This is a genomic window from Desulfocicer vacuolatum DSM 3385, from assembly GCF_900176365.1.
GTDB classification, from domain to species: domain Bacteria; phylum Desulfobacterota; class Desulfobacteria; order Desulfobacterales; family Desulfobacteraceae; genus Desulfocicer; species Desulfocicer vacuolatum.
This window is the reverse complement of sequence record NZ_FWXY01000001.1, coordinates 397614-411819: the sequence shown is the minus strand read 5'-3', so window position 1 is coordinate 411819 and position 14206 is coordinate 397614. Positions and strand designations below refer to the sequence as shown.

The following is a 14206-nucleotide window of genomic DNA, read 5'->3' as shown; positions in this document are numbered from 1 at the left end:
ATTACCCCCTTTTTCCTCTGCCAATACCCCATGCGAAAAGCGCCATCATCACCAGAATGAACACAGCGGCAAACCATTGAACCCCGGAGGAACTCACTGTGGTCTGGGTATCCTGGGATTTCATCTCCTCCATTTTATACCCTTCAACACTTTGGGTGTCCGGCTCTTCTTCACCTGTGTGACTGGGTTTTTCCATGTCAGATGATTTAACTGCATTGTCCATGGTGGCAGCCGGTGGATTCACCGCTTCCTTTTGGGCGTTTGTCTTATTTGACGGTGCCTCCGGCCGGGCAGATTGGGCAAGGTCGGCATTGAGGGCCTTTTGAAGGGCCTTTCGCTCAGCCACCTGCTTTTCAAGGGATTTTTTTGCCATTTTTTCAATGGCCATCTTAAATTGTTCCACCACCTCCGGGGACAATACCCCGGGCACGGAAATAAGATTCACCACCATCTGATTGAGCAAAGGATTATTGCAGGTGTGATCACAGCAGGCCACCCCTTTTTCCACGGCGTTCACGGCATATTCCACGGCAAGTTTCGACGTTACTTTTTTATCTGCCTGCCAATACCCCTTGCGCACAGCTTCCAGCATGCGGGCCGTCATGGATTGATAGGCCCAGGGGTTGTGTTCATTTAAAAATGCCTTAACATTCCGGCCGTACTTATCCTCAACATAAACCTCATTGATCTGTTGCCACTGGGCCTGGCCCACAGCATCGGGCACCGTCACCTGCCAGCCCCAGAAGTTTTCCACAAATTCAGACATTTGACGGGCCCCGGCATAGTTTTCTTTTTTCATGGCCCCGATCCATTGGGGATTGAGATAACGGGTACGCATCTCCCGGCCGATTGTCCTTGCCGCATCTTCCACAATGACTTCATTTTTTTGGCGGTTCAGGGTGACCCGGGTATCTGGTGCTTTTCCGTTAATATTTTTAACAGCAAGGGACATGCCCCCCAGATACATGAAAAAATCATCCGTATCAATGAGGCCGTAAACATTGCTGGAGCGTGAATGGACCGTAATGTCCACATCCCTTAAATTTTCTTTAAGGGCCTGTTTGACGGGGGTGCTCCATTTCCCCTGTCCCACGGCAAACTGGGTGCGGTTCATGTACACCCGGGAGATCTCTTCATCAGATTCCCACACCCCGGAGTTGCCGGCCATTTCCGCCACCCCGTTTCCGTAAGATCCGGTGTTTTCCGTAAAAATACGAAATCGGGATTGCTCCTCGGCCCCGGCTTCATCCAGACCTGACTCCATGAGAGCGGCTTTTATCCTGTTTTTATTTTTTGCCAGGAAATTTTCCATGTCCGTCTGGGCCATGGCTTTTTGCACGGCCTTGTCCAGGAACAAAAGCTTGTCCGGGAACATGTCCCGGTAGAGCCCTGAAGGGTTGATCAACACGTCAATGCGGGGACGGCTCAGAACCCTGCCCGGGATCACCCGGCTGTCTGTGACCCTGCCCGTGGCATCCCACACCGGTTCCATGCCCATGAGATATAAAATGGTGCTTTCATGGACCCCCTCATTTCTGGTGGTTTCCGTGGCCCACAGCACCACCCCCACCTTTTGGGGGTAGGTGCCATCCTTTTTCAGGCGATCCCGGATCAGGGCCTCTGCTGCCTTTTTGCCCATTTCCCAGGCAGCCCTGGAAGGTACCCTGGCCGGTGAAAATCCGTAGAAATTTTTCCCTGTGGGAATGGCGGCAAGGTTTCTTACCGGATCATTTCCTTCTCCTGCCGGGATGTATTCACCATCCAGGGCCCGGATGAAATTGTCCATTTCCCGGACAGGTGAGTTCTCAAGGTTTTGCCGGATGAGGCCCTTGTCTTCATTGGGGTTCTGATGTGCAATGAGCGCCAGGGTTTCCTTAACCGCCTCCCGGGACCAGGCGGTACCAAAGGTGTGAAGGCCGTGGGGCAGGGAGTTGGTTTCCATTTCATGGAGATAGAGATCCAGTGCTTCCACGGCATCATGGTCAAAGGCTTCAAGGCCAAGATCTGTTAACAGGCCAAGCGCTCTGGCCATCTCTTCCAAGCGGATGAGATATTGCCCTGCGGTGTCGCTGCCCATGCTGTGGGACAGCTCATATTTTCCCATGATCACCTTGAGCTCTGCGTATTCGTTGTACAGATCGGCCTGGGCCATGGGCGGGGTGAGGTGGTCAATGATCACGGCCCGGCCCCGGCGTTTGGCCTGGATGCCCTCACCCACATCATCCACAATGTAAGGGTAGATGTTGGGGATGTCCCCCACCATGATTTCCGGAGGATCCCAGGGGGCAAGACAGGTCTGTTTGCCCGGAAGCCATTCATAGGTGGCATGGGTACCCAGATGCACCATGGCATCGGCATGGAACACATGATTAAGCCACTGATAGGCGGCAATGTACTGGTGGTGGGGATAGAGGGTGGGATCGTGGTAGAGTTTCATGGGATCATCACTGTATCCCCGGGCCGGTTCCGGCAATAGTACAAGGTTGCCAAGTTTTACCATGGGAAAAATCAACTGCCCGTCTTTCACCATGATGGCACAATTGGCAGGGGGGCCCCACTGGGCTGTTACCTTTTCCTGAAAATCCGGGGGCAGGGCCTTGAACCATTTTTCATAGGTGGCCAGGGGAATTGTTTCCACATGACCCGATGCCATCATGGCATCCAGCTCCCCCGGAGCCCAGGAGCCGATGTTGCGGCCGGTGGCCATGATCAGTTTCTGGATACCGGTTTCACAAAGGCTTTCAACGTTGTCGACCCTGTATCCCTCCTTTGCCATACGCCCCAGCATCTCCTGGAGGCTCCGGAACACATTGAGATAACTGGCACCGATGTTCTGCTTGCCCTGGCTGTGGTTATAATAGAGAATGGCCACTTTTTTTTCCGGGTTGGGCTTTTTTTGCAGAATGGCCAATTTTTTCAGGCGGGCAATGAGAAAAGAGAGGGTTTCATCAATGTTTTCATAAATATAAAGGCGTTTTCCCGTGGTTTCGTCCCATATCTGTTTTTTACCGGCCACCACCGTGGGTTCAATGGCACCGGAACATTCAGGCACGGACAATGCCCAGGTGGATTCAAAAGGGGTGAGGCCAAGGTCGCTGTTTCGCCATTCTTCAATGGTGGTACCATAGGGCCTTATTACATTAAATATGGGAACATTAAGGTGGTTCACGGCTTTATGGATTTCCGGGTTGATGGAAGAGGAAAATTTCATGGTAAAGGCCAGTACCATGTCCAACTTGGGGCGTGCAGGAAGAAGAAAGCGGCTGAACACGGTTTTTAATGTGCCAAAACAGGGCATGACGTTGAAGCCTTCATGTTCCATCTTCAAAATCATTTCATCCACAGCCGTCCTTTGCCCCTGTTGCAGGGTGGATGCATAAAAAAGCATGGCCATCCATGGGGCTTTGGGGTTGAAATCTCCACGGTTTTCATACCATGCCTGAAACGCTTTTACCTGCTGGAATTTGTCCGGTGCATGGGGGTGATAAATGATGTCATGGGGTTTTTGCCGGGCCGGGGCAAATGTAATAGCGTCGTCCACATGGCGATGGACAGCCATGCGCACCATTTGGATGATATTGTAAACACAAAGATTGCCATAATAGCCTTCCATGGTTTCATCAAAAATAAACCCTTGTTGTTTCAGGGTATCCATGTCCCGGCCCCGGCTCATGCCGTAAACGGTTTTCCGGGCCATGAGCTTTTCTGTGACCATGTATTGGGCAAGATCGGAAAGCATGACATTGACAAAAACCACCTTTGCTTTATCAATAAAGGCTTTTGCCTCTTTTGCCTTTTCTCCGGTATCCCTGATGTCTGCCAGGGTAAAAAAACGGGTATGAATGCTGTCAGGCAGTTGTAGTTTTTGCAGGGCCAGGTTCAGCTGGACACTGTTGGTATCTGCATCCAGGATGGCCACGTTTTCATCTGCCCGGGCATCTGAAAGCAAGGGCGTTGCCCCTGACATGAGAAGAAAAACAATCACCAACATTTTTATCAGGGTGGTGGCCTTGATAAGAAATTCCTTCGGCGTTTTTGTTCCAGACAGGGCAGCCGTCGGGGGCGGCGTAATGCCATTTTCTATCTTCGTTGTGTGCGGAAGGACATGCCCTTTATAGGGATTTTTGTTGGGAGACATCTGGACGTTCATTTCTGTGATTAATCCCTTTTTTTTGCTGGTTGCAATACCCCGGATTTACAAAAACTCACCGAATATTTACTATTTTTCCGGTACATACACCATGGAACCATCCTGGAGCTGATAGGCCACCCCCAGGCGGGTACCCTGGCCCGTCATTTTACTTTTGGACATCTTCACGGCCTTGATCTTATTGCCTTTTTTGGTGATGATCTCCATCTCACCGCTGTCCGACTGCTTCATGATGGTCATGTTCTTTTTTTCATCAAACAGATCCTGCATGGAATAGGCGGAAAACAAGGTCACAATGAGTCCCACAATAAACACCAGCCCCACATCAAAGAGGTTGGCCACCCCGGAAAGGGGATCGTCATCGCTGAATGCAGGATTGCCAAGGGGTTTGTGTACCCCGCTGTGACGTCTTTTTTTATAATACTTCACCGGTGTCTTCCTTTTCTTCTGTTACCCCTGCAATGAGTTCTGCGGCAAGTTCCAGGTTCTTGACATCCTCTTCAATCCAACGGCGTTTGACGGTGTACATGAAAAATGCCGTGATGCCCACGGTCATGCCCACCACCGTGGTGGTAAAGGCAATGACAAGATCCGAGGAGAGCCGGCTTAAATCCCCCTGGCCCAATGCGGCAAGACCGGTGCCCATGGGAATAAGGGTGCCGATGAGCCCCAGTGAAGGGGCCGCACGCACCAGAATCCGCAGGCGGTCGATTTTTTTCCACAGGTTCAAGGTGGTGTCCTGGATGAAATTTTCTATGGCAAGCTCGGAATATGCCGGGTCATGGACCACGGTGCGCAAGCGGCTGATAAAGGTCTGGATGTTCCGGGGCAGGTATGCTGCTTCTTTTTTGTTAAGAATGATGTCGGGCAGGTCCTCGGGCCGGGATTTTTCCAGGCGGGTACGCTGGAGCCATTGGCCGAAAAAGCCGCCACTGAACACAATGACCCACAAAAAAGCCAGTACCAGAAGAAATAGAACAGGATAAAATAAAGAAGCGGAAACAATGTAAATAAAAGTTTTTAAAATTGCATCAAAAGCCATTGAACGTCCTTAAAGGTCAGTTTAAAAATAGATGAGTCAGCTGCAATCTAATGGGATTGCAGCCGATCCCCTGATTTTTAAACAAGCGTTAAAAATTAAGATTTAAACCACAGACAAAGCGAAAGCCGTCGTCGGGGTAGCCATAATGGGATGAGTAGTCGCGATCCAGAAGGTTCATGAGATGCAGATACACCTCACCGGAACGCTTGCATATATGAATGGGTTCGATCACCTTGGCATCCACAGTGGCATAGCCGTGAATGGCCTCGGCCTCTGTGTTATCCGTATCCGTAAACTGGCAGGAATAGGCCCGCAGGGAGCTTTCCAGGCGGGTCCCCCGCTTTAATTTGGACTTCAGCGTTGCTTTAAAGGAGTGGTCCGGCGCGTAACTTAACTCTTTGCCGTTGTCTTCGTTTTCTGTGTCCTGCCATACATGGTTCAGATCCAGGGAAAGGCCTTTGCCCAATTTATATTTAAAGGTGACTTCCACTCCCTGTTTCCAGGCTTTGTCCACATTTTCCGGTCGGCTGATAAGATCTGCCCCCCGCTGGTATTTGATAAGATCCCTGCTGTCTGTGCGAAAGGCGACAAGTTCCATGTAACTTTTTTTCTTAAAATTTTTCTGGATGCCCAGGGTCCAGGAGGTGATTTTTTCTTCCTTGAGATCAGGATTGCCCCGGACCTGATCAATGGAGCCGTGGCTGGGCTGGTAAAGCTGGCCAAAGCTGGGAAGATTGGTGGTATAACCCAGGCTGGTTTTCATCAGAAGATCGGGCATGATTTCATAACTCAGGCCCAGGTTGCCTGCCGGTGAGAAATCAAAATCATTGGAATAATCCCCCCGGGCCCCCATGGTTAAAATAAATGGATTGAACTTCATGGTGTGCATGGCATGCAGCGATACCTGGGTGCGGTCATGTTCTCCTGTGAGGGTTTGATCAACCTGTTCGGTTTTAATCAAGGTTCCCATGCGAAGTTCTTTGTCTCCGGCTTCATTGTTCCAGAAGATTTCTCCACCCCCGCCGGTGGAAAATGAATCCAGGTTGGCCTTTTCCCCTGTGTTGGAGGTGTCTTCAAGATCTGTGAAATCCCCGAAAGCCTTAAGTTCATAATCCAGTGTATCTCCCATGAATCCCTTGATTTTCATGTCAAGCCCTCCCTTTTCATAGCGCTGGTGGGCATGGGGGGTGGGATTGTAGGTGGGGCCGGATATGCCATGGTTGGACAGATAATACTTGCCGTTCACCTGGACATTGACAAGGCTTTGGGTCTCTTTGTCCCAGTTAAAGCTGAAGTGGCCTTTATCCCGCTGGCTGTTTTCCCGTTTGCCATCCCTGTGGCCGTAGCCTGCGGCCAAAAGAAGGTTGCTTTTTTCCCAGCTGGTTTTCCAGGACCCGTTGAGATCAAAACGGCCAAAGGAACCGGCACCGGTTCTCAGTCGTCCGCTGGATGTGGCCGTTTTGGCGGCTTTTCCCTGTTTGGTTTCAATGTATATGGCTCCGGCACTGCTGCCTGGACCCAGCCACACCGGTGCCGGGGGCTTGAATACGGTTATTTTTTTGATAATATCCATGGGAATGCTGCCCAGATCCACACCACTGAATTGACCGGTGTTCATGGGACGACCATCCACCAGTACCAGTACACTGCCGGAACCGCCGCCGCCCCGGATGGATATGCGGGCCCCCATGCCGCTGGACCCTCTTCTGACGTCCACGCCGGGCATGCTGCTCAATACATCATAGGCCTCCAGGAAATTTCTCTGGGCCATTTCCTTTGCATCCATGCTCACCACCTGATTGGGATTTTTATGGATGTAATCGTCTATTTTCCGGCTCACCACGGTGACCGCTTCCAGGGTGACCGCAGGCGTCATGGCGGTGTTTGCCTTTGTTGTGGAGGCTTTTGGGTTCTTTGTTTGACTGTGGTCCGCCCGGACTGTGATTGGCCCCAATATGAATAATACTGTCAATAAAAGGGTGACAATATCCACGGGGCAGATCCTTATCTGCCACAGGGTGAGGCCGGGCCGGAAGCCGGGGATGTGAATTGTTTGAGAGGGTATCATTTTAATTGTTCTCCTGGGTGATTTGTTAATAACGGGCATGTCCTGTGGAACACAACAAACATTGAAAGTACTATTTTTTATAAATATTTTTGTGACGTTTCCAGGGTAAAGGGGCTGGGACCAGGGAATGGAAAAAAGAAGATGGGCTCATCTGGGACATTGCTGTGAGGGTGCCGCCCATGAACAAAAGGGTCAGCAGGGTGAAGGTCCATCGCTTTTCCATTAAAAGATCTTGTCCTGGGGGACTGCCATGCAAAGAGAGGCTGTAAATCTCTTCAATACCTGAAAACTGGGGCATGATGATCACGGACAGCAAAAAATAAAGCGCAATGAACAACATGGCTCCTCCCAACAGATGGTCCGGTGGGGTGTGGGTGCGTTTGCCCAGTCTATACAGGGCTCCCAGGGTGGAAAGGTTCAGGATCATAAATCCCAGAAAAAGCAGGGAAATTGTTTCTTTTACGTGCTCAGGGACATAGGCTGCGAAAAATGCCACAGATAAAAAAATAACCACCATGCAAACGGGGCAGGGCAGTGCCAGCAGCATCCAGCCCCGGGTTTTGTTTTTGTTGCCTTTTTTCTTTCGTATCAGGGCCAGGCTCCAGATGCACATGAGAACCGCCAAAAAAAAATGAAGGGTCATGGCATGGGAAATAATGATTTGAAACAGCGGAAACCAGGCCATGAGGTCGGTGGTGGTAACCAAAATAGTGCAAGCAATAAAAATCAGACCATAGAGCACTGTAAAGAGTGTTGTGCCCCAGACCCTTTTAGGGATACCACTACAGGTTCCCAAATAATAATTAAGGCCAAAACCGCTTTTAACGGCAAAGATTCCCATGGAAAAAAGAACTCCCAGAAACAGGCTCTTCAGGGCCATTGTATCCTCCGGAACAAGGTGTAATCATGGGGCGGGGCAGCAGGGGCGTGAGCGTCCCGAAAGATCCAGACCATCCATGAAAAAAGGGAGGCGGGTGAGGTGATGGATTTTGTTCAGATTTTGAGCAAAAAAAAAGGATCGACATAAAGTGCCGATCCTGGAAATCCCTTTTTATCCATCAGATCTTGAACCACACACGCCATCCACGCGATTACGGGTTCATTTTTCAGACAGGTTTTCTGACTTCCGGATCCTTCTACTGACGGCGCCTTCCCAATCTTTAAGTTTAAAAACAATCAGTGGCATTTTGCCGTGTTCGTCCCCGGTTACAGCGACGGGCTCGTTCCCGAATTTCACGGGATTCCCTTGTCCAGCTTTCCCACAATCTGTTTTGGCTGTTTTCCGGAAAACCGTGTGCCGGTTTTCAGAATTTTCAGCTGGATCTATATCTGAAAAATATTGGTTCTAACTAACTCAATAAATTATTCCTGTCAACGCTTACATTTTTGAGATTTTATTACAACATACGGTGTCCACTATAAACATGTGAGCTGAATGTATAATGTTGTCGTAAAGCCATTATCATTTTTACATGAAAAGGTAAGCTTCAAGATTACCCCAGCAGAGCGCCCTCCCCGAGGGGAAATAGGAACCGGTCAATTGAGCTGTCTACAGAGTTCCGGGCCGGGCCAGCCCATTGCTCCTCGGGGGGGGGCATGGCACTATCTTCTATATTCGTTGTGTCCGATAGGAGATGTCCGTTATAAAAAATGCTTTTTAAGTCTTTAACTTCTCTTTTCAGGGGGATTGTCTTGGGAACATTCGGAGGTTAGCACTTCATTTGGTGGAACCGGGATATTTACATTTGATTTGTTTTACTCTATATCATATAATAAAAATATGGGGTTGATTATAAGCTGGGCCACTATATGTGGGATAAAATTTTATTGATCGCAACATGCTGTAATTAAAAATGTTAATATTTACCACTAATGTTCTATCGCAAAATGGCCGACATTATGACCAAGCCCAAGAATATTTAAGACTAAAATAGTCGACATCTCTCAATATATCACATTTCCATGATCCTATCCCTTGCAGGGGGAGCTTTTTAGTCTAATGAAATGGACTTTTACGCCAATTCCATTTTTCAGGAATATTTCCCCAAAAAAATGAAATCATTTTGGGGGATACAGACAATCCATACTGGTTTAAAAGGATAAAATCATGAGCGATCTTATTCAACTACTTAGGTTTTCCCTTGCCGGTCTTCAATATGCCTTACACCTTGACTCAGTCGACAGAGTAGTACGCTCGGTGGAACCCACTCCATTGCCCAAGGCTCCTGCCAATGTCATTGGTGTCGTTGATGTTCAGGGCCAAATTTTGCCAGTCTTTAATATTAGAAAGCGTTTTGGGATTCCAGCCAAGGAGATTGATCTGACAGACCAGCTGATTGTTGCTTCCACGGTAAGCAGGACGGTGGTTCTTTTAGTGGACAGTGTCAGCGGAATCATGGAATGTTCGGAGCATGAGGTTACCAAGGCCCAAAAAATCATCCCGGGTATGGAATACATTGAAGGTGTAGTTAAATGCAAGGATGGCATGATCCTAATTCATGATCTTGATACATTTTTATCTCTTGATGAAGAAAAATCCTTGGAAAATGCAATGAAAGAATAAGCAAATAGGGCTTAATGACACACTCGATTTCAAATTCATCCCTTTTTCTGGTTAGTGAGTTTCTCTCCGCTAACATGGGGATATCTTTTCCCAAAGAACGGTGGCATGATCTTACAAGGGGTATCGCGGCCGTCAGCCTTGAATTCAACCATAAAGACCCAGAATCTTTCATTCGCTGGCTTACCTCATCAACCCTTACAAAAGATCAGGTTGGCATACTGGCAAGACACTTCACCGTGGGGGAAACCTATTTTTTTCGAGATAAAAATGTTTTTAATGCGCTTGAAATGCACATCCTTCCTGAACTGATACAGATGCGGCGCAATACCGGTAAGCGGTTGCGATTTTGGAGCGCAGGATGCGCAACAGGTGAGGAACCATACTCCCTTGCCATATTGCTTTCAAAAATGATACCTGATCTGAATGATTGGAATGTTACTATTTTGGCCACAGATATCAACCCTCGATCTTTGAAAATGGCTTCAAATGGAGTCTACACCAAGTGGTCATTCCGGAGTACTCCCGAGTGGATCAAAAAAAAATATTTCACAAAAACAGAAGATGGTCATCGTAAAATCAATTCGCTGATCAAAAATATGGTCAAATTTTCAAACCTTAACCTCATGGATGATTGTTATCCTTCAATGATAAACAATACCAATACCATGGATGTGATTTTTTGTCGAAACGTGCTCATGTATTTTCCCCTGGAATATACCAAAAAGGTCATCAGACGTATATACCAAGCCCAGGCCAATGGTGGATGGCTGGTGATAAGTCCGGGAGAAATGCCGCATAAATTTCAATCACGATTCGCCACTATTCACCTTTGCGGTGCTATCCTATACAGAAAAGGTAGATCTCAAGTTCCTTTAGAAAAAAATATTAAAACAAAACAAATACCTCTTGTACCGGAAAAAGTCCTTGATTTTCAAAACAATTTACAGCAGCAAACTGTCTTTTTAGATCAAAAAGATACTTTTGATAAGGTCGCATCCCAGCCTCTGGAAGCTCCTCGGGAATCTTCCAAATCCATAGGAATGCCTGGTAATTCCCATGGGCACTGTCTGGAATTATTTGAAAATGGCTATTATGGTGAGGCCGTGGAATCCCTCCATGGATTATTGTCGCACAATCAAGACGACACAAACGCCATGATTTTGTTAGCCAGAACATATGCTAATAAAGGCAATCTTGCCAAGGCCGCCAAGTGGTGTGAGAGAGCAATTCAAATTGATAAACTCAATCCATCCTTCCATTATCTACTGTCAACCATCATGGCTGAACAGGGCCGGATGGAGGATGCGGTGGATGCGCTGAAGAGGGTTCTCTATCTCGACTATAACTTTGTGATTGCTTATTTTTCCTTGGGAAATATCAACCGTCAATTGGGTAAACTGGAAGAATCAAAAAAGAATTTTGATAATGCCACTTCAATTTTGAGTAAACTGCAAACAAAGGAAATATTACCTGAATCAGGAGGAATAACAGCAGGCCGACTCAAAGAGATTATAAACTCTTTATCCAGTCAGGGAGGCGTAGATGACTGATAATGGGAGAATTTTTAAACAAATAGACTGGGACCGGGTCCACCGTCGCCTGGAAGTGTCAAAAGCCGCCATTGAACAAGGGGTATCATCGAACCCGGAGGAAAAGATCAAAATTCTTAAAAAAAGGGCTTTACTGCTTTCCAGGGAGTCAAGCTCCATTGTGGAAAAAGATGAGCAGATTTCAATGGTGGAATTTGTTCTGGCGCATGAAAATTATGTGATTGAATCCAAATACATCAGCGAGGTTTATCCGTTAAAAGAATTTACCCCCATACCGTGCACGCCGGACTTTGTTTTGGGGGTCATCAATCTGCGCGGAAGCATTCTTTCAATTTTAGACTTCAAAAAATTCTTTGATCTGCCCGACAAGGGAATTGCTGATTTGAATAAAATTATCGTCATAAATTCAGAATTTAATAAATTCGGTATTTTATCAGATAGCATCATAGGCGTTCGATTCATTCGGACAGATGAAATTAATCCCCCGCTGCCAACTTTAACCGGAAAGCGCAAGGCCTATCTCAAGGGAGTTTTAGAGGATAGCACTATTGTTCTTGATGCGGCAAAAATCATATCTGACCCCAAAATAATCGTACACGAAGAGGTTGGAAATTAAGTGTTAAATATTTTTAAATGGAGAGGCGCAAATGCTCAAAAACATGAAAATAAGCATGAAAATCGGATTTGGTTTTTTCGTTATTATGCTTCTGGCGGCGGGGGTGGCGTATTTAGGGTCTTCCGGACTGATTGCCGTGAAGGACCGGGTTGGCAAGGCGGACGACGTCAACCGTCTGGTCAAATATATTCTTGAGGTGCGCAGATCAGAAAAGAACTATATCCTGAGACAGGATCAGCAGCACTCAGATGATGTCCTTGCTAAACTGGAGGAGATGAGAAAACAGGTCAGGGAGACCAAGACAAAATTTACACAGGATGTCAACAAAATCCAGATGGATGACGTGGCAACTGCCGTAGATGATTATGCCAATTCCTTTTATGAATACCTGGATATTGAAGTAAAGCAGAAAGAACAAGAAGCCAATATGGTCAGGGTGGCCCGTGAACTTGAGAAAATAGCCATTGCATTAAGACAAAACGAAAAAAAAGAGTACACCCAGTTACGCACACAAAATGCAAACGAGGCTGACCTGGACGATAAGTTGAATAAGGCGGATGCTGCCAACCGGATGATCAAGTGGATGCTTGAATGCAGACAGGATGAGAAAAATTTTATTTTGCGCAACGATATAGTATCGTCTCAGCAGGTGACTAAAAATATAAAAAAGATCATCAACCAGGCAAATGATCTTAAAAATCATTTCACTAAGGAAGAAAATAAGAAAATGGCCCAGCAAATTATTGTTGATGCCGAGAGTTATCAAAAGGCATTTCTCACCTACAATGAACTGAATAACGGGCTCAACGTAAATTTGGAAAAAATGGTGGAAGCTGCAAGATCCGTGGAAAATACTTGTGGTGATGCAAGAACTGACCAGAAGGCTAAGATGTTAAACGAGATGAATTTGTCAATCAATCTGATGTTAGGCGGCACAATTGCCATCATTGTTTTAGGAGTATTCATTTCATTTGCAATTATCAGAGCCATCACTGTTCCCATCGACCGGATCACGGTGATCGCAAAAGAAATCTCCAGCGGCGACCTTGGCCATGAGGTGGAAATTGTACAAAAAGATGAAATCGGGCAACTGGCAGATGCCTTTAGAAATATGAAGGAAAGTATGCAGGAACAGGCTGTGGTGGCCCAAAAAATATCCCAGGGCGATTTGAACATTGAAGTGATACCCAAATCAACAAAGGATGTGCTGGGAAATGCCCTTGTGGCCATGATCAAGAATCTTCAGGAGCAGGCTGACGTGGCCCAGAAGATATCCCAAGGCAATTTGAATATTGAAGTGATACCCAAATCAACAAAAGATGTGTTGGGAAATGCCCTGGCCGCCATGACCCGGAACCTTCAGGAACAGACCGGCGCATTAAAGGAAGCGGTTAATGTTTTGTCCTCTTCCACTTCTGAAATTGCCACCACGGTCACCCAGCTTGCCGCCAGTGTGTCTGAGACGGCAACCTCTGCCAATGAAACCACCACCACAGTGGAAGAGGTAAGACAGACTGCGGATCTCACCAGTAAAAAATCAAAGGCCGTTTCCGAGGGCGCACAAAAGGCCCAGCAAATATCTATTGACGGTAAAAAGGCCACAGATGAAGCCATTGAGGGAATGGGTCGGATAAAAATCCAAATGACTTCCATTGCTGAATCCATTGTGATTTTGAGCGAGCAGAGCCAGGCCATCGGGGAAATTATCGCCACGGTGGACGACATTGCCGAGCAGGCAAACCTGCTGTCGGTTAACGCCTCCATTGAAGCGGTTAAGGCCGGTGAAATGGGCAAGGGGTTTTCCGTTGTGGCCCAGGAAATCAAGGATTTGGCAAAACAATCCAAGCAGGGAACAAAAAGGGTGCGAGCCATACTCAATGAGATTCAAAGGGCCACAGGAAAGGCGGTCATGGTGACCGAAGAGGGCAGTAAGACTGTTGAAGCGGGAGTGAAGCAGGCCAAGCAGTCAGGGGGGGCGATCTCTACTCTCACCACCAGTATCACCGAAGCGACTCAGGCAGCGATTCAGATTGCGGCGTCCAGCCAGCAGCAATTGGTGGGGATGGACCAGGTAGGAACGATAATGATGGACATAAAAGAGGCCTGCGCCCAAAATGACGCTGGCACCAGGCAGCTTGAAACAGCGGTCCAGAATTTGAGCGAGCTGGGCCAGAAACTAAAACAGGTAATGGAATGGTATAAAGTTACCGCATGAAA

The 14206-nt window shown here is 47.4% G+C and carries 9 protein-coding genes and 1 riboswitch; of the genes, 4 read left to right on the top strand and 5 right to left on the bottom strand.

Going from position 1 to position 14206, the window contains the following annotated elements; translation table 11 throughout:
- Window position 1 precedes the first annotated feature (1 nt).
- From B9A32_RS01775 to B9A32_RS01755, 5 genes are all read right to left on the bottom strand, one after another.
- Complete coding sequence (locus B9A32_RS01775; RefSeq protein WP_232366993.1) at window positions 2-4150, bottom strand: cobaltochelatase subunit CobN; 4149 nt, start codon at window positions 4148-4150, stop codon at window positions 2-4.
- Between the two features lie 69 nt (window positions 4151-4219).
- A complete protein-coding gene (locus B9A32_RS01770; protein ID WP_084066643.1) occupies window positions 4220-4579 on the bottom strand; it encodes a DUF2149 domain-containing protein in 360 nt (119 codons plus the stop codon).
- Window positions 4566-5192, bottom strand: a complete 627-nt coding sequence (locus B9A32_RS01765; RefSeq protein ID WP_084066642.1) for a MotA/TolQ/ExbB proton channel family protein — start codon at window positions 5190-5192, stop codon at window positions 4566-4568. Before B9A32_RS01765 ends, B9A32_RS01770 begins: the two co-directional genes overlap by 14 nt.
- An 88-nt stretch (window positions 5193-5280) precedes the next feature.
- Complete coding sequence (locus tag B9A32_RS01760; protein ID WP_170923661.1) at window positions 5281-7260, bottom strand: TonB-dependent receptor plug domain-containing protein; 1980 nt, start codon at window positions 7258-7260, stop codon at window positions 5281-5283.
- Window positions 7261-7330: 70 nt separating this feature from the next.
- Window positions 7331-8140: a DUF2162 domain-containing protein gene (locus tag B9A32_RS01755; protein WP_084066640.1), complete on the bottom strand. Its 810-nt coding sequence runs from the start codon at window positions 8138-8140 to the stop codon at window positions 7331-7333.
- Between the two features lie 212 nt (window positions 8141-8352).
- A riboswitch (cobalamin riboswitch) is annotated at window positions 8353-8543 on the bottom strand.
- 824 nt (window positions 8544-9367) lie between these two features.
- Here B9A32_RS01755 and B9A32_RS01750 point away from each other — a divergent pair.
- Genes B9A32_RS01750 through B9A32_RS01735 form a run of 4 tightly spaced genes read left to right on the top strand, consistent with a single transcriptional unit; the run spans window position 9368 to window position 14204 of the window.
- Window positions 9368-9823, top strand: a complete 456-nt coding sequence (locus B9A32_RS01750; protein ID WP_084066639.1) for a chemotaxis protein CheW — start codon at window positions 9368-9370, stop codon at window positions 9821-9823.
- Window positions 9824-9837: 14 nt separating this feature from the next.
- Complete coding sequence (locus B9A32_RS01745; protein ID WP_084066638.1) at window positions 9838-11373, top strand: CheR family methyltransferase; 1536 nt, start codon at window positions 9838-9840, stop codon at window positions 11371-11373.
- Window positions 11366-11989, top strand: a complete 624-nt coding sequence (locus tag B9A32_RS01740) for a chemotaxis protein CheW (protein ID WP_084066637.1) — start codon at window positions 11366-11368, stop codon at window positions 11987-11989. The genes B9A32_RS01745 and B9A32_RS01740 overlap by 8 nt, the downstream gene beginning before the upstream one ends.
- A gap of 55 nt (window positions 11990-12044) precedes the next feature.
- Entirely contained in the window at window positions 12045-14204 is a 2160-nt protein-coding gene (locus B9A32_RS01735; RefSeq protein ID WP_212637578.1) for a methyl-accepting chemotaxis protein, read from the top strand.
- Window positions 14205-14206 lie beyond the last annotated feature (2 nt).